The sequence below is a fragment of the Streptomyces sp. NPDC029164 genome, from assembly GCF_055563995.1.
Genome location: NZ_JBVHWW010000009.1, coordinates 108,347 through 124,018, shown reverse-complemented (window position 1 = coordinate 124,018; position 15,672 = coordinate 108,347). Strand labels below are relative to the sequence as shown.

Genomic DNA, 15,672 nt, shown 5'->3' with positions numbered 1-15,672 from the left:
ACCGCCGGTCCAGAGCCGGGGCCGACTACGCCGGGGCCGGGGTCATCACGCCGGTCAGGAGCTCGCGCAGCAGGTCCGCGCCGCGGAGGGTGAGGACGGACTCCGGGTGGAACTGGACCCCCGCGAAGCCGCCGCCGACGGAGCGGACCGCGTGGACCTCCCCGGTCGCCGGGTCGCGGGACACCTCGACGCCCGCATCCGCCAGCCGGCTCTCGCCCGCTTCGTCACAGTGCGCGGTGTACGTGTTGTAGAACCCGACCACCTCCTCCGCCCCGAACAGGTCGATCCGGGTCTGCGCCCCCTGCGCCGGTTCCGCCTTGCGGATCAGCGGGAGCCCCAGCTCGGCCGCCAGCAGCTCGTGCCCCAGGCAGACCCCGACCAGCCCGTGCCGGTGCCCGGCCAGCAGTTCCGCCGCCAGCGCGCGCAGCATCCGCATCTTGGGGTCCGAGGCGTCCGCCGGGTTGCCCGGGCCGGGGCCCAGGAGGATCGGGCCCGCCCAGGACAGGGCCGCCGTCCGCAGCCCCGGATCGTCGTAGCGGCGTACGGTCACCTCCAGCCCGGCCACCCGCAAGACGTGCGCCAGCATCGCCGTGAAGGTGTCCTCGCCGTCCACCACCAGCGCGTGGCCGGTCAGGGAGGACGGCCGCTCCTGCATGCGCAGCCAGAAGGGGGCCAGGTCCGACCGCCGGGCCGCCAGGGCCGCCCGCACCCGCGGGTCGTCCGCCAGCCGCGCGCCCTCGAAGGCCGGCCGGGGGGCGGCCGGCCGCACCCCGAGCGCCGCCAGCACCCCCGCCGCCTTCGCGTGCGTCTCCGCGACCTCGCCCGCCGGGTCGGAGTGCCGTACGAGCGTGGCGCCCACCGGCACCCGCAGCACGCCGTCCGGGGCGATGTCGGCGGTGCGGATCAGGATGGGGGAGTCCAGCGTCTGCGCCCCGGCCGCGTCCTGCCCGAGCAGCGCCAGGGCCCCCGCGTAGTAGCCGCGGCCCCCGCTCTCGTACCGCTCGATCACGCGGCAGGCGTTCTGCACCGGCGAGCCGGTGACCGTCGCCGCGAACATGGTCTCGCGCAGCACGTCCCGCACGTCCAGCGAGGAGCGCCCGCGCAGCTCGTACTCGGTGTGCGCGAGGTGGGACATCTCCTTCAGCCGGGGTCCGACGACGACCCCGCCGCGGTCGCCGACGGTGCACATCATCTTGAGTTCCTCGTCGACGACCATCGACAGCTCCTCGGTCTCCTTGCGGTCGCCGAGGAAGGCGAGGAGGGAGTCCACGGTGGGTCCCCCGGCCGGATACCGGTAGGTCCCGCTGATCGGGTTCATCACGACCGTGCCCCCGGACATTCGCACGTGCACCTCGGGGCTCGCCCCGACCAGCGTCCGCCCGCCGGTGTGGACGACGTACGTCCAGTACGCGCCGCGCTCGCCCAGCAGCAGCCGCCGGAACAGGGCGAGGGCGTCGGCCCGGCCGAAGCCGTCGATACGGCCCTCGTAGGTGCGCCGGATGACGAAGTTCGCGCCCTCGCCGCAGCCGATCTCGTCCTCGATGACCCGCTCGACCGTGGCCGCGTACTGCGCGTCGGGGACGTCGAAGCCGCCGCCCTCGACCCGCACCTCGTGCGCGGGCAGCGCGGCCAGGGCCTCGGCGAGCGGGATCTCGTAGGCCTCCTCGGCGACCAGCACGCTCAGCGGCGTGCCGTCGTCGCGTACGTCGAACCCGCGCTCCCGGATCTGCCGGAAGGGGACGAGAGCGAGGGTGGGCAGCGCGCGGACGGGCAGGTCGGCGAGGTGTTCGGCCTCGTGGACGGCGCCGATCAGCACCTCGACGGTGTCGTGGTCGCGGCCGGGGGTCCGCCGGCGCAGCAGGGCGAACGGCGGGCAGGAGTCGTCGAGCAGGCGGCTCAGCCGGTTCGGCGGGTTCGGCCGGGTCGGCCGGGTCGGTCGGGTCGGTCGGTTCAGGGGCCTGGGATCCATGGGCGGGGCGTCCTTCCGGTGGGAGGAACGGCGCCCGCGTCGGAAAACACGGAAGGCCGCCCCTCGGGGCGGCCTTCGCGTCGTCGCGTGTCGTCTCAGGTACGCGCGAGAAGTGGGCCGCCGGGAGCGGGCCACCACCAGTTCTGGTTCGCGTGCGCGTACATGGGAGGCACCTTAGCCCAGAGCGGCCCGCCGGCGCCGGATCCGTCTCACGGCGTGGGCTGAACCACGGATTCCGTTCCGCAGGGGTCCCCCTGCCTTCGAGCGGGACCGTCTCACGTTGTGGGCGGAGGGCGGGATGAGACGTATGACGCCGTAATGTGTACGAGGTGACCGTGAACGCTGAAACCCAAGCCCCCGCCGCCAAGGCGACCTGGCGAGACCTTCCCGCGGCGCAGCAGCCTTCGTACCCCGATGCCGAGGCTCTGCGCGCTGTCGTCGCGGACCTCGAGTCGTATCCTCCCCTCGTTTTCGCGGGTGAATGCGACCAGCTGCGTGCCCGTCTGGGAGCCGTCGCCAAGGGCGAGGCGTTCCTCCTCCAGGGCGGCGACTGTGCCGAGGCCTTCGACGGCGTGTCCGCCGAACACATCCGAGCCAAGCTGAAGACGCTGCTCCAGATGAGTGCCGTACTGACGTACGCGGCCTCCGTGCCGGTCGTCAAGGTCGGCCGCATCGCGGGCCAGTACTCCAAGCCGCGCTCCAAGGACACCGAGACCCGCGACGGCGTCACCCTGCCGACCTACCGCGGCGACTCCGTCAACGGCTTCGCCTTCACCGAAGAGGCCCGGATCCCGGACCCCGAGCGGCTGAAGCGCATGTACAACGCCTCCGCCTCCACGCTCAACCTGGTGCGTGCCTTCACCACCGGTGGTTACGCCGACCTGCGCCAGGTGCACGCCTGGAACCAGGACTTCGTGAAGTCCTCCCCGTCCGGTCAGCGGTACGAGCAGCTGGCGCGGGAGATCGACAACGCGCTGAACTTCATGAAGGCGTGCGGCACCGACCCGGCCGAGTTCAAGGCCGTCGAGTTCTACGCCTCCCACGAGGCGCTGCTGCTCGACTACGAGGGCGCGCTGACCCGCACCGACTCGCGTACCGGCAAGCTGTACGACACCTCCGGCCACATGGTCTGGATCGGTGAGCGCACCCGCCAGCTGGACCACGCGCACATCGAGTTCTGTTCGCAGATCGCCAACCCGATCGGCATCAAGCTCGGCCCCACCACCACGGTGGACGAGGCGCTGACGTACATCGACCGCCTGGACCCCGAGCGCGAGCCGGGCCGGCTGACCTTCGTCGTCCGCATGGGCGCCGACAAGGTCCGCGACAAGCTCCCCGAGCTGGTCGAGAAGGTCACCGCCTCCGGTGCGGTCGTCGGCTGGGTCACCGACCCGATGCACGGCAACACCTTCGAGGCGGCCTCAGGCCACAAGACGCGCCGTTTCGACGACGTGCTCGACGAGGTCAAGGGCTTCTTCGAGGTCCACAAGGCCCTGGGCACCCACCCGGGCGGCATCCACGTCGAGCTCACCGGTGACGACGTCACCGAGTGCGTGGGCGGCGGCGACGAGATCTTCGTCGACGACCTGCACCAGCGCTACGAGACGGCCTGCGACCCGCGGCTGAACCGCAGCCAGTCCCTGGACCTGGCGTTCCTGGTCGCCGAGATGTACCGGGACCAGTAGGGATCAGTCAGTACCTTCGTACGACTGTGGGGCGCGGATCGATGTGATCCGCGCCCCACAGTCGTATCCAGGGCTTTTAGGTCACCCTAACTTTGGGTACGGTTAGGTAAGCCTCACCGAAAAGGGGATGGCTCGTCGAACCATTCCGCCCAGGGAGGTGAACCGCGTGTACGTCTGCTCTTGCTTCGGGATCACCGACAAGCAGGTCAAGGACCACGCGGCCGCCGGGGCCTGCACCCCGCGGCAGATCGCCTCGGCCACCAAGGCCGGCACCGATTGCGGCTCCTGCGTCCGCACCATCCAGGGCATACTCGGCCGCGGCGCCTGCCCGCGCCGGGAGCTGCTGGAGAAGGGTGACGCGGTGGCCGTGCTCGCCGCCGAGACGGCGCCGGCACGTTCGCCCGCACTGGCGGAAGCGGCCTGATCGGCTCCTGATCGGCCGGGTCGGCCTCTGGATCGACGGGCGGCCGATGAACCGACGGCCGGCTGTCAGCTCGGCTGCTCGATCAGCTGCGCGATGTAGAGCGGCTCGCCCAGGGAATCGATGAGCTCCAGCTGGGTGTCGAGGTAGTCGATGTGGTGCTCCTCGTCCTCCAGGATCTCCTCGAAGAGGCGGGCCGAGGTGATGTCGCCCTTGCCGCGCATGACCTCGATGCCGCGCTTGAGCCGGTCGATGGCCTCGACCTCGACCTGGCGGTCCGCCTGGAACATCTCCGTGAGCGTCTGTCCGACGCGCACGTGGAAGAGCCGCTGGTAGTTCGGCAGACCGTCGAGCATCAGGATGCGCTCGGTGATCTTGTCCGCGTGCTTCATCTCGTCGATGGATTCTTCACGCGTGTACTTGGCGAGCTTGGTCCAGCCCTTGTTGTCCTGGATGCGGTAGTGCAGCCAGTACTGATTGATGGCCGTCAGCTCGCCGGTCAGCTGCTCGTTCAGAAACTCAAGGACCTCGGGGTCGCCCTGCATCGCAGAGGCTCCTTCCAGGCAATGTCAGCTACGTGACGGGGCTGGGGGTACCTCCCAGCGCTAACTGGGGGATCTGCGGGCATCCTTGCACTGCCGTCGGAGGCCGTCCAGTAAGTGCCTCCTTAGTGGGAGTTGCCGTGACTTGCCCGAATAGGTCCAGACCTGGTCATGACCACCCTGCGCAGTCTGTCACCATGGAGTCATGGGTCAGCCGGAAAGCCGGGAATCTCCGGGAGCAGAGCCGCTGGAGCTTCCACCGGGGCAGCGGCTGCAGCGGGGCTGGCCGGTCACCCATTACGGGCCCGTGCCCAAGTTCAAGCCGGACCGGTGGGAATTCCGGGTCTTCGGCGCGACCGCCGACGGGGACAAGCACTGCTGGAACCACGAGGAGTTCACGGCCCTGCCGTTCGACTCCGTCGTGGCGGACCTGCACTGCGTCACCAAGTTCAGCATGCAGGGCGCCGAATGGGGCGGTGTCCTCGCCCGCGAGATCCTGGCCCTGGCGCCACCCGCGCCGCAGGTCACGCACGTGATGGTGTGGGCCGAGTACGGCTTCAGCTCCAACATGCGGCTGGCCGACTTCGCTTCCGAGCGGACCGTCTTCGCCACCCACCAGGGCGGTGAACTGCTCACCGCCGAACACGGTTTCCCCGTGCGGCTCGTGGTTCCGCACCTGTACGCCTGGAAGGGCCCCAAGTGGGTCCGCGGCGTCGAGTACATGACGGCCGACCGCCGTGGCTTCTGGGAGGAGCGCGGCTACCACAACCTGGGCGACCCCTGGCGCGAGCAGCGCTACTCGTACCAGGAGGAGCCGGGGGACGGTCCCGAGCTGTAGGCCCGGGGCGGCCGACGCTCAGTGGTGGTACTGGTGGACGACCGCGTGGCCCTTGCCGCGGCCGATCATCCACTTGTTGACCGGGACCGGGACCGGGACCGTGACCGTGACCACGAAGGCGACGGCGAGCGAGAGCGCGAGGACCGTCCAGAACAGCGGTTCCGAGAGGTGCGCGTCCATCGCGCCGGGCCACAGGGCGATCACTGGCACCCGGATGGCCGTACGGAGGTCGACGCCGGCGCAGAGGATCCCGCGCAGGGTGAGGGCGTGGCCGAAGAAGAACGCCGGCACGATCGCCAGGATCATGGTGGACACGTTTCCCCACCCGAGTGCCGTGTCCCCAGGGGCATGCCTCAAGGGATCACCGGATCACTGCGGGCCGCGCAGCTCCTTCAGCAGCGCCACGTCCGCCGCATGGCCTTCCTCGCCGCCCGGGGTCTCGATGATCAGCGGTACGCCCTCCATCGCGGGGTGGGTGAACAGCTCGGCGAAGGCCTCCCGGCCGATGTGGCCCTGCCCGATGTTGGCGTGCCGGTCCTTGTGGGCGCCCACGCCCTCCTTGGAGTCGTTCGCGTGGACCAGCTTCAGCCGGCCCTCGCCCACGGCGTCCACCAGCAGGTCGAGCGTCACCTTCGTACCGCCCGGCTCCGCCAGGTCGTGACCGGCCGCGAAGATGTGGCAGGTGTCCAGGCAGATCCCCAGCTTCGGATGGTGGTCGAGCGCGTCGAAGTACGGGCCGAAGTCCCAGGTGCGCGAGCACAGCGAGGAACCCTGCCCCGCCGTGGACTCCAGCAGCAGGAACGGGTCGTCCTCGTGCGTCAGCTCGTCCAGCAGCGGCAGCATGTGCTCCCTGACCTGCGCGTACGCCGCCTCGCGCGGCCGGCCCCCGGTGGCCGACCCGGTGTGCACGACCACGCCGAGCGCGCCGATCTCCCGGCCGCGGCGCAGTGAGTGGCGCAGCGACTCCACCGACTTCTCCACGGTGGCCTCGGTGTGCGAGCCGAAGTTGATCAGGTACGGCGCGTGCACGTACGCCGGGATGGACTCGGCCGCGCACTCCGCCCGGAACCGCTCGTCCTGGGCCGGATTGCCGACCGGGGTGGCCCAGCCGCGCGGATTGGCGACGAAGACCTGGACGGCCTCGGCGCCCATCTCGCGGGCGTAGGGCAGTCCGACCTTGGCGAGGCCGCCCGCCACGGGGACGTGCCCGCCGACTGGATTGCGTATCACCGCGGCCTACAGCCCCTTGGTCCGGATCGTGATGGTGCTGCCCTCGGGGGCGTTCAGCCCGCCCAGCACCGACTGGGTGTCCACCGTGTTGCTGAAGGAGAGGAAGGGGCGCTCCACCTTCACCTTGAACCCGGCGGCCTCCAGTGCCTTGCGGGCCGCGTCCACGTCCTGGCCGGTGACGTTCGGGACCGGAAGCAGACGGGGGCCCTTGGACACGGTCAGCGTGACCGTGTCACCGGCCGCGGCCTGGGTGCCGGCGCCGACCGACTGGTTGGCGACCGTACCGGCCGCCGCGGGGGAGTTGACCTGCTCGGGGGCGGTCGCCACCTTGAGCCCCAGCGCCTCCAGGCCGGCCTTCGCCTGGTCGACGGGGAGCCCCGTCACGCTCGGCACCGGCACCGGGCGGCCCTTGCTGACGACGAGCGAGACCGCCGTGTCCGGCGCCCGTTTGTCGCCGACCGCCGGGTCGGAGCTGATCACCGAGCCCTGCGCGACGTCCTGGCTGAAGGCCTGCGTGACGATGCCCGGCGCCAGCCCGGACTTCGTCAGCTCGGCCTTGGCCTCCTCCAGCGGCCTGCCCTTGAGGTTGGGCACGGCCACGACCTCGGGGCCGCGGGAGATGGTGAGGGTCACCGCGCCGTTGCCGCGGATCCGCCGGCCGCCCGGGGGATCGGTGTTCATCACCGTCCCGCGGTCGAAGGCGTCGCTGAACTTCCGGTCGACCCCCTTCACGCCGAGCCCCGCCGCGGACAGCTGGGACCGGGCCTGCGCCTCGGTCTTGCCGAGCAGGTTCGGGACCTTCGTGAACTGGCCGGAGTTGATGTACCAGACGCCGGTGCCCACCCCGAGGGCGAGCAGCACCCCGGCGATGATCAGGAACACGCCACGGCGGGGCCGCCCGGTGGGCACCTGCCGGTGCGGGGCGGGCCCGGCGGGCGGCGGGGGCAGCGTCTCCAGCCGCGAGGTGAGGTTCACGGGCTGCGCGGCCACCGGGCGCGGGATCACACCCGTGCGGTCCTCGGCGGAGGAGCGCACCTCGGCGCGCGCCTGCGGCGGTACGGCGTCCAGCTCGGCGTCGCTGAGCCGGCCGCGGACCTCGCGGGCGAGGCCGAGCAGCGCGGCGGCGTCGTAGGGGCGCAGCTCGGGATTGCGGGCGGTGGCGTCCGCGACGAGCTCGTCGAGCCCGACCGGGAGCCCCGGGACGGCGGCGGAGGGCGGCGGGACGTTTTCGTGGAGGTGCTGGTACAGGACCTGAGCGGGGCTGCCGCCGAGGTGGGGCTTGGCGCCGGTGAGCATCTCGTAGAGCACGACACCGCAGGCGTAGACGTCCACGCGGGTGTCGGCGACGCCGCTCTCGATCTGTTCGGGGGCCAGGTAGGAGACGGTGCCGAGGACGGATCCGGTGGTGTTCGTGACCGAGTCCACGGACCGGACCAGCCCGAAGTCCGCGACCTTGACCCGGCCGTCGTCGCCGATCAGGACGTTCTCGGGCTTCATGTCGCGGTGGACGAAGCCGGCCCGGTGGGCGGCGCCGAGGGCGGCGAGCACGGGTTCGAGGATGTCGAGCGCGGCCCGCGGCTGGAGCGCGCCGCGCTCGCGGAGCACGTCGCGCAGGGTGCAGCCGGAGACGTACTCCATGGCGAGGTAGACGTACGGCCCGTCGGTGCCCTGGTCGAAGACGGCGACCACGTTGGGGTGGGCGAGCCGGGCCACGGACTTCGCCTCGCGGGTGAAGCGGTCGACGAAGGCGGTGTCGGCGGCGAGGGCCGGGTGCATCACCTTCAGGGCGAGCACGCGGTCGAGGCGGGTGTCGACGGCCCGGTAGACCGTGGCCATGCCGCCGGCCGCGATGCGGGCGTCGATGCGGTAGCGGCCGTCGAGCACGCGCCCGACGAGGGGGTCATCCAGGGTCGTATCCACGCCGCGATTCTATTGGGGCGCCGCGACTGCCCCGCCTGGGTGGTCCGCCTTGCAGCGCAGCTGTGACGTCCGAGCCGCCCGCGCCGCCCTCACCTGGGGCTCCGCCCCAGACCCCGCGCCTCACACGCCGGCGAGGCCGGATGGTGCGGCGAGCTGGGCGTTTCAGCCTCGCCGGCGTGTGAGGCGCGGGCGCGGAACGCCGTAGGGGGCTGGGGCGGAGCCCCAGCGGGAGAGCCGCGGGTCAGAACGCCGGGCGTTCCGGGTCCAGGACAGCGCGGCCCTCCGCAGGAGAGGAGGCTTCGGCGAAGCGGCGTTGCGGAATGCGCCCCGCGCGAAACGCCAGCCGCCCCGCCGAGACGGCGTCCCGCATGGCGGACGCCATCAGCACCGGCTCCTGCGCCCGTGTCACCGCGGAGGCCAGCATCACCGCCGCGCAGCCCAGTTCCATCGCGAGCGCGGCGTCCGACGCCGTGCCCGCGCCCGCGTCCAGGATGACCGGCACCGACGCCCGCTCCGTGATCAGCTCGAAGTTGTGCGGGTTGCGGATGCCCATCCCCGAGCCGATGGGGGACCCCAGCGGCATGATCGCCGCGCAGCCCACGTCCTCCAGCTTCCGCGCGAGCACCGGGTCGTCGTTCGTGTACGGGAGCACCGTGAAGCCTTCGTCCACCAGGATCTCGGCGGCGTCCAGCAGCTCCACGCCGTCCGGCAGGAGGGTCCGCTCGTCCGCGACCACCTCCAGCTTGATCCAGTCCGTGCCCAGCGCCTCCCGGGCCAGCCGGGCCGTGAGCACGGCCTCGCCCGCCGTGAAACAGCCCGCCGTGTTCGGCAGGACCGCGATGCCGAGCCTGGTCAGGACGGAGAGGACGGAGCCCTGGACCGTGGGGTCGAGGCGCCGCATCGCGACCGTGGTGAGTTCGGTGCCGGACGCGACCAGGGAGCGTTCCAGCACGTCCAGGCTCGGGGCCCCGCCCGTGCCCATGATCAGGCGGGAGGAGAAGGTCCGGCCGCCCAGGGTGAAGAGGTCGTCAGCCATGCCGCTCAGCCCCCCTGGACCGCGGTGAGGATTTCGACCCGGTCGCCGTCGCCCACCGGCGTGGCCGGCCACTGCCCGCGCGGGACCACGGTCTCGTTGAGGGCCGCGGCGACGCCGGAGGGCGCCGCGGTCAGGGTGGCGACCACCGTGTCGAGCGTGGTGCCGGCCGCGACCTCGCGCGGCTCGCCGTTGACCGAGACGGAGACCGATGCGGATGCGGATGCGGGAAGGCTCATGCGTACGACTCCTGACGTGCGGCGGAGAACCGGCGGGGGCTGAAGGGGCGCGCGATCTCCGGAAGTTCGCCGGTGGCCAGCAGCTCGACGAGCACCTCACCGGTGAGCGGGGTCAGCAGCACCCCGTTGCGGTAGTGCCCGGTGGCCAAATGCAGGCCCGGCAGGTCGGTCGGGCCGAGCAGCGGGGCGTTGTCGGGCGAGCCGGGGCGCAGCCCCGCCCGGGTCTCGGTGAGGGGGAGTTCGGTGATGCCGGGGACCAGTTCGTGGGCGTCGCGCAGGAGTTCGTAGACCCCGCCCGCGGTGACCGTGGTGTCCCAGCCGAGTTCCTCGCTGGTGGCGCCGACGACGAGTTCGCCGTTCTCGCGCGGCACCAGGTAGACGTGGCTGCCGCGGACGACGGCCCGGACGGTCCGGGAGAGGAACGGCGCGTAGGCCGGGGGCACCGACAGCCGCAGGACCTGTCCCTTGACCGGCCGTACGGGAGGCACCACCTCCGCCGGTACGCCCGCCAGCCGGCCGCTGAGCGAGCCCGCCGCCAGCACCACCTGGCCGGCGCGCAGCTCCGTACCGTCGTCGAGCACGGCTCCGGCCGCCCGGCCGGCGGTGACCAGCAGCCGTTCCACCGCCGCCCGGTGGATGATCACGCCGGCCCGCTCGCAGGCGGCCAGCAGGGCGGCCGCGAGCCGGCGCGGGTCGACCTGGTGGTCACCGTCCACGCGCAGGCCGCCGCGTACGCCCGGGGCGAGCATGGGCTCCAGGCGGCGGCACTCGCGGCCGGTGAGCCACTCGGACTCCAGGCCGCAGCGGCGCTGCAGCGCGTGCAGTTCCCGCAGGTGGAGGCGGTCGTCCGCGTCGAGGGCGACGGCGAGGGTGCCGCAGGCGCGGAAGCCGATGTCGATGCCGCCGCTGGCGTCGGCGAGCTCGGCGGCGAACTCCGGATAGCGGGCGGCGGAGGCGAGGCCGAGGCCCAGCAGGGCTTCCTCGCCGTAGTGCAGTTCGGTGACGGGGGCGAGCATGCCGGCCGCGACCTGGGCGGCGCCGCCGCCGGGCGCCGGGTCGGCGAGTACGGTGCGCAGCCCGCGCGCCGCGGCACGCCAGGCGGTGACCAGCCCGATGATCCCGCCCCCGATGACGAGGACGTCGGATCCCTTCAGAGATGAGTGCATGGGCGTCCAGCCCCTCCCTTCGCCGGCATGACCCGGATCAGGTTCGTACGGTCGGAGGCCGGCCAGCCTCCCTCTCAGCCCGGTGCGCCGGACTCCCGCGATAGGTACGGTGGCCAGACTAACCCGGCCGCGGACGGCCGGTAAGGCGGCACCTATTCCTGACGGAGCGTCAGATGACTAGGGTGGCCGGGTGAGCGAGCAGACGGAACACAATCAGCGCGGCGTCGTGATCGTCGGCGCCGGAATGGCCGGGGTGCAGACCGCGGTCGCCCTGCGCGAGCAGGGCTTCGACGGCCCCCTGACCCTGCTGGGAGCCGAACCCCACCAGCCCTACGACCGCCCCCCGCTGTCCAAGGCGGTCCTGCTCGGCAAGGCCGAGGACTCCGCCTTCGACGTGGACTTCGAGGGGCTCGGCATCGAGCTGCGGCTCGGCATCGAGGTCACCGGACTGCGGGCCGCCGACCGCGAGCTGGACACCGAGGCCGGCCCGGTCCCGTACGAGGTCCTCGTGCTGGCGACCGGCGCCGAACCGCTGACCCTGCCCGGCACCGAGGGCGTCCCCGGCGTCCACCTGCTGCGCACGCTGGACGACGCGGCGCGGCTGCGTCCGGTCCTCGCGGCCGCGCCCCGGGCGGTGGTCGTCGGGGCGGGATGGATCGGCGCCGAGTTCGCCACCGCGGCCCGCGAGGCGGGCTGCGCGGTGACCGTGGTCGAGGCGGCGGACCGGGTGCTGGCGGGGGCGCTGCCCGCCGAGGTCGCCGAGCCGATGGCGCGCTGGTACGAGGAGGCCGGCGCCGAGCTGATCACCGGCGCGAAGGTGGCCGGGATCGAGGAGGGCCGGGTCCTGCTCGCGGACGGGCGGGCCCTGCCGGCCGGCGCGGTCGTCGTGGGCATCGGAGCCCGGCCCGCCACCGGATGGCTGGCCGGGACCGGGGTGGAACGGGGCCCGGACGGCTCGGTCACCGCCGACGCGTACCTGCGTACCTCCCTGCCCGGGGTGTACGCCGTCGGCGACTGCGCCTCCTTCCCGTCCGGGCGGTACGGGAAGCGGCTGCTCGTCCACCACTGGGACAACGCGCTCCAGGGGCCGCGGACGGTCGCGGCGAACATCCTGGCCGGAGCCCGGGCGGCCGGGGAGGCGGGCGAGGTCTACGACCCGGTGCCGTACTTCTGGTCGGAGCAGTTCGGGCGCTTCGTGCAGTACGCCGGGCACCACGGCGGGGCCGACACCCTCCTGTGGCGCGGCGACCCGGCCGGGGCGGCCTGGTCGGTGTGCTGGCTGCGGGCCGGCTCCCTGGTCGCGGTCCTCGCGGTGGGCCGCCCCCGCGACGTGGCCCAGGGCCGGAAGCTCATCGAAGCGGCGGTGCCACTGGACCCGTCCAAGGTGGCGGACCCCGCGACCCCACTGAAGTCGGCCACGGCCTGACGGCTCCGGGGCGCAGCCCAGTGCGGGCGGCGACCCGTACGGGCTGCCCAGGTACCGGCGGCGGAGCCGAGATGGCAGGCTTGTCTCCGTGACCGAGATTGACGCAAAGATCGATGCCCTTGTCCCCTCGTGGCTGCACCTCCCCGACATCGCGGAGATGCTCGACATCGAGGTGACCCGGGTCCGCCAGATGGTGAAGGAAGGGCAGCTCATCGCCGTACGCCGGGGCGAGAACCGCACCCTGCAGGTACCGGCTCCCTTCATCGACGGTGACAAGGTCGTCAAGGGCCTGGTCGGGCTGCTGACCGTGCTGCGCGACGACCGCTTCACCGACGAGGAGATCCTGGAGTGGCTCTTCACCGAGGATCCGACCCTGCCCGGCACGCCGGTGCAGGCGCTGAGCGAGAATCGCGGCACGGAGGTGAAGCGCCGCGCTCAGGCGCTCGCCCTCTGACCTGATCCGCAGTTCGCTCCACCGCGGTGTACGGGCCCCGCGCCCGTGCACCGCCTCCACCACGGGGGGTTCACCCATGCAGCTGTCCGACGCCCGGCTCTATCTCTGCACGGACGCCCGGAAGCGGCAGGGTGACCTCCCCGAGTTCCTCGACGCCGTCCTGGCCGGAGGCGTGGACATCGTCCAGCTCCGGGACAAGGGCATGGAGGCGGGGGAGGAACTCGACCACCTCCGGGTGTTCGCCGAGGCCGCACGCCGCCACGGCAGGCTCCTCGCCGTGAACGACCGCGCGGACGTCGCCCACGCCATCGGCTCCGACGTCCTGCACCTCGGCCAGGGCGACATCCCCGTCCCCGCGGCCCGCGCCGTCCTCGGCGAGGGAGTGCTGATCGGCCGTTCCTGCCACGCCGAGGACGAGGTCGACGCGGCCGTCGCCGAGCCCGGCGTGGACTACTTCTGCACCGGCCCCTGCTGGCCCACGCCCACCAAGCCCGGCCGCCACGCACCCGGCCTGGGCCTGGTCCGGTACGCGGCCTCGCGGGAGCAGGACCGCCCCTGGTTCGCCATCGGCGGCATCGACAGCACGAACCTGGACGAGGTGCTGGACGCCGGCGCCACCCGCGTCGTGGTCGTCCGCGCCCTCACCGAGGCCACCGACCCCGGTGCGGCCGCCGCGGAGCTCGCCCAGCGTGTCCGGGCCCGGCTCGGCTGAGTCCTGTCCGCCCGGACACCGCGGACACCCCGGACACCCGGACAGCCGTAGCGCGCCCTAGCGGATTGGAAAGTGCTTCGCCAGCGCCGCGCGACCAAGTGTCCAAAAACGTGTCCAAAAGGCGGACAGCGCTTCGGTGACCGGCCGGCCGCGTCTAACCTGCCCACATGGCCTCTGGTACCGCTTCCACCTGGTCGGATCGTGCACACACGGTCCGCGACCTCCTCGCGTCCGGGCGCTCGTACTCCTTCGAGTTCTGGGCCCCGAAGACGGAGAAGGGCGAACGCAACCTCTGGAACGCCCTGCGCCGGGTCGAGGCGGTATCCCCCAGCTTCGTCTCCGTGACCTACGGAGCCGGCGGCTCCACCCGCGGCGGCACCGTGAAGGCCACCCAGGAGATCGCCGCGGACACCACCCTGACGCCCGTCGCGCACCTCACCGCCGTGGACCACTCGGTCGCCGAACTGCGCAACGTCATCGGGCAGTTCGCCGACGCCGGGATCCGGAACATGCTCGTCGTGCGCGGAGACCCGCCGGGCGACCCCATGGGCGAGTGGGTGGCGCACCCCGAGGGCGTGCACTACGCCGCCGACCTGGTCCGCCTCGTCAAGGAGTCCGGCGACTTCTGCGTCGGCGTCGCGGCCTTCCCCGAGATGCACCCGCGTTCGACGGACTGGGACACGGACATCCGGCACTTCGTGGACAAGTGCCGCGCGGGCGCCGACTACGCGATCACCCAGATGTTCTTCGATCCGGAGAAATATCTGCGGCTGCGCGACGGCGCCGAGAAGGCGGGCTGCGAGACCCCGATCATCCCCGAGGTCATGCCTGTTGTGGCGATCAAGCAGCTCGACCGGCTGCCCCAACTCAGCAACGCGGTCTTCCCCGCGCACGTGAAAGAGCGCATGCTCGCCGTCAAGGACGATCCGGCCGCTGTACGCTCCATTGGCATCGAGTTCGCCACGGAGTTCTGCGCGCGGCTGCTGTCCGAGGGTGTCCCGGGGCTGCACTTCATCACGCTGAACAATTCCACGGCGACTCTCGAAATCTACGAGAACCTGGGCCTGCACCAGCGGGCCTGAGCGGCCGCCCCCCGTTCCCGCGCCGGCGGCCGTACCGAGAGGGGCCATGCATGGGAATGACGGTCCTCTACATCGCGTTCGGTTTCGTCGCGCTGTGGCTGCTTGCCGAGGTCCTGATGCAGTACAAGGCCCGGCTCCGCTGGCGCCTGCTCGCCTTCGCGGGCTTCCTCGGCGTGGTCGCCGGGGTGGTGCTGCCGTCGGTGCCGGTCATCGGGGCCGGCGCGGCGGCGTTCGCCGTGGGCCAGACCCTGGTGACGCTCTCCTTCCGCAAGGGCTTCGTCGCCGGCTGGGCCCTGCGCCGTGGCGGGGAACCCGTACGGCAGTCCAGACGCCGCCGGTCCGGAAGCCCGGCCACACAGCGGGAGCCCGCGCTCCAGGTCACCGCGCTCGCCTACGAGGACGCGGACGGGGCGGCGGACGAGCGGCCGTACCAGGCCGCGGCCGAAGAGGTCTACAGCCCGGAACCGGTGCCCGAGGAGACCGGGTCCTACGGGATACAGAGCTTCGCGCAGGCCCCCGAGGCCGCCCAGACGGCGGCCTTCGCCTCGCCGTTCACCACGGCGGAACAGGACGCCCACCAGTACGCGGCGTACTACGACCCGCAGAACCAGGGCGGCGGGTACGACTACTCCGGCGGCTACCCGACGGGCGGCCAGCAGCAGGTCTACGCCGCCTACTCGGACCCGTACATCGGCACCGGCGGCGGTGTCGCCCCGCCCCAGCCGTACGACTACACCGCGTACGCCGACTACGGGCAGCAGCAGTACTCCACGGACACCCCGCCCGGCGGGGTCTGGGTCCCCCAGCAGCGGTCCACCGACGGGGCCGGCCAGCCCTACCCGGGGGACGAGCAGGCCGAGCCGCCGCAGCAGTACCCGTACTCCCAGCCCGGCGAGTACGAGCAGTACCGCTACTGACCCCCGCGCGGACCGGTCCGCGGACCGGTCCGCCCACT

At 72.4% G+C, this 15,672-nt stretch carries 15 protein-coding genes, 1 pseudogene and 1 riboswitch; of the genes and pseudogenes, 8 read left to right on the top strand and 8 right to left on the bottom strand.

Annotation, left to right across the window (positions count from 1 at the left end):
- Positions 1-25: 25 nt before the first annotated feature.
- Entirely contained in the window at positions 26-1,969 is a 1,944-nt protein-coding gene (locus tag ACZ4VT_RS11355) for an anthranilate synthase family protein (RefSeq protein WP_467948561.1), read from the bottom strand.
- Between the two features lie 329 nt (positions 1,970-2,298).
- On the opposite strand from ACZ4VT_RS11355, the gene ACZ4VT_RS11350 reads away from it, so the two are divergent.
- Positions 2,299-3,654, top strand: coding sequence for a class II 3-deoxy-7-phosphoheptulonate synthase (locus ACZ4VT_RS11350; protein ID WP_351303669.1), 1,356 nt, complete (start codon positions 2,299-2,301; stop codon positions 3,652-3,654).
- Positions 3,655-3,811: 157 nt separating this feature from the next.
- The gene (locus tag ACZ4VT_RS11345) at positions 3,812-4,078 is read left to right on the top strand and encodes a (2Fe-2S)-binding protein (protein ID WP_467948674.1); all 267 of its coding nucleotides are present in this window, start codon (positions 3,812-3,814) and stop codon (positions 4,076-4,078) included.
- A gap of 65 nt (positions 4,079-4,143) precedes the next feature.
- Here the strand turns inward: ACZ4VT_RS11345 and bfr are convergent, their stop codons facing one another.
- Positions 4,144-4,620, bottom strand: coding sequence for a bacterioferritin (gene bfr / locus ACZ4VT_RS11340; protein WP_314248774.1), 477 nt, complete (start codon positions 4,618-4,620; stop codon positions 4,144-4,146).
- Positions 4,621-4,822: 202 nt separating this feature from the next.
- Here bfr and ACZ4VT_RS11335 point away from each other — a divergent pair, with 202 nt between their 5' ends.
- The gene (locus ACZ4VT_RS11335; RefSeq protein ID WP_467948558.1) at positions 4,823-5,455 is read left to right on the top strand and encodes a sulfite oxidase-like oxidoreductase; all 633 of its coding nucleotides are present in this window, start codon (positions 4,823-4,825) and stop codon (positions 5,453-5,455) included.
- An 18-nt stretch (positions 5,456-5,473) separates the two neighbouring features.
- On the opposite strand, the pseudogene ACZ4VT_RS11330 reads toward ACZ4VT_RS11335, so the two are convergent.
- The 6 genes and pseudogenes from ACZ4VT_RS11330 to thiO all read right to left on the bottom strand — a co-directional run.
- Positions 5,474-5,791 (bottom strand): annotated as a pseudogene (locus ACZ4VT_RS11330) (DUF4396 domain-containing protein); the annotation flags it as partial.
- Between the two features lie 33 nt (positions 5,792-5,824).
- Complete coding sequence (locus ACZ4VT_RS11325; protein WP_467948672.1) at positions 5,825-6,682, bottom strand: deoxyribonuclease IV; 858 nt, start codon at positions 6,680-6,682, stop codon at positions 5,825-5,827.
- 9 nt (positions 6,683-6,691) lie between these two features.
- Positions 6,692-8,605, bottom strand: coding sequence for a Stk1 family PASTA domain-containing Ser/Thr kinase (gene pknB / locus ACZ4VT_RS11320; RefSeq protein ID WP_467948557.1), 1,914 nt, complete (start codon positions 8,603-8,605; stop codon positions 6,692-6,694).
- A 241-nt stretch (positions 8,606-8,846) separates the two neighbouring features.
- Positions 8,847-9,641 (bottom strand): thiazole synthase, encoded by a 795-nt coding sequence (locus ACZ4VT_RS11315; protein WP_362810730.1) that lies wholly within the window; start codon positions 9,639-9,641, stop codon positions 8,847-8,849.
- A gap of 5 nt (positions 9,642-9,646) precedes the next feature.
- Entirely contained in the window at positions 9,647-9,877 is a 231-nt protein-coding gene (thiS, locus tag ACZ4VT_RS11310; protein WP_362810728.1) for a sulfur carrier protein ThiS, read from the bottom strand.
- Entirely contained in the window at positions 9,874-11,043 is a 1,170-nt protein-coding gene (gene thiO, locus ACZ4VT_RS11305) for a glycine oxidase ThiO (protein ID WP_467948555.1), read from the bottom strand. The genes thiS and thiO overlap by 4 nt, the downstream gene beginning before the upstream one ends.
- Positions 11,041-11,152, bottom strand: a riboswitch (TPP riboswitch). It overlaps the preceding gene by 3 nt.
- Before the next feature lie 81 nt (positions 11,153-11,233).
- On the opposite strand from thiO, the gene ACZ4VT_RS11300 reads away from it, so the two are divergent.
- The 5 genes from ACZ4VT_RS11300 to ACZ4VT_RS11280 all read left to right on the top strand — a co-directional run bounded on the left by ACZ4VT_RS11300 (position 11,234) and on the right by ACZ4VT_RS11280 (position 15,634).
- Entirely contained in the window at positions 11,234-12,469 is a 1,236-nt protein-coding gene (locus tag ACZ4VT_RS11300) for an NAD(P)/FAD-dependent oxidoreductase (protein WP_467948554.1), read from the top strand.
- An 88-nt stretch (positions 12,470-12,557) separates the two neighbouring features.
- A complete protein-coding gene (locus ACZ4VT_RS11295; RefSeq protein WP_362810719.1) occupies positions 12,558-12,923 on the top strand; it encodes an Rv2175c family DNA-binding protein in 366 nt (121 codons plus the stop codon).
- Positions 12,924-12,999: 76 nt separating this feature from the next.
- A complete protein-coding gene (gene thiE / locus ACZ4VT_RS11290) occupies positions 13,000-13,635 on the top strand; it encodes a thiamine phosphate synthase (protein ID WP_467948552.1) in 636 nt (211 codons plus the stop codon).
- A 167-nt stretch (positions 13,636-13,802) separates the two neighbouring features.
- On the top strand, positions 13,803-14,717 hold the full coding sequence (gene metF, locus ACZ4VT_RS11285; RefSeq protein ID WP_467948550.1) for a methylenetetrahydrofolate reductase [NAD(P)H]: 915 nt from the start codon (positions 13,803-13,805) through the stop codon (positions 14,715-14,717).
- Between the two features lie 50 nt (positions 14,718-14,767).
- Entirely contained in the window at positions 14,768-15,634 is an 867-nt protein-coding gene (locus ACZ4VT_RS11280) for a hypothetical protein (protein WP_467948548.1), read from the top strand.
- Positions 15,635-15,672: the final 38 nt, after the last annotated feature.

Coding starts and splice junctions, on each gene's coding strand:
- ACZ4VT_RS11335 (WP_467948558.1), top strand. CDS start 4,823: ATGGGTCAGCCGGAAAGCCGGGAATCTCCGGGAGCAGAGCCGCTGGAG.
- ACZ4VT_RS11280 (WP_467948548.1), top strand. CDS start 14,768: ATGGGAATGACGGTCCTCTACATCGCGTTCGGTTTCGTCGCGCTGTGG.
- thiE (WP_467948552.1), top strand. CDS start 13,000: ATGCAGCTGTCCGACGCCCGGCTCTATCTCTGCACGGACGCCCGGAAG.
- ACZ4VT_RS11355 (WP_467948561.1), bottom strand. CDS start 1,969: ATGGATCCCAGGCCCCTGAACCGACCGACCCGACCGACCCGGCCGACC.
- ACZ4VT_RS11315 (WP_362810730.1), bottom strand. CDS start 9,641: ATGGCTGACGACCTCTTCACCCTGGGCGGCCGGACCTTCTCCTCCCGC.
- thiO (WP_467948555.1), bottom strand. CDS start 11,043: ATGCACTCATCTCTGAAGGGATCCGACGTCCTCGTCATCGGGGGCGGG.
- metF (WP_467948550.1), top strand. CDS start 13,803: ATGGCCTCTGGTACCGCTTCCACCTGGTCGGATCGTGCACACACGGTC.
- bfr (WP_314248774.1), bottom strand. CDS start 4,620: ATGCAGGGCGACCCCGAGGTCCTTGAGTTTCTGAACGAGCAGCTGACC.
- thiS (WP_362810728.1), bottom strand. CDS start 9,877: ATGAGCCTTCCCGCATCCGCATCCGCATCGGTCTCCGTCTCGGTCAAC.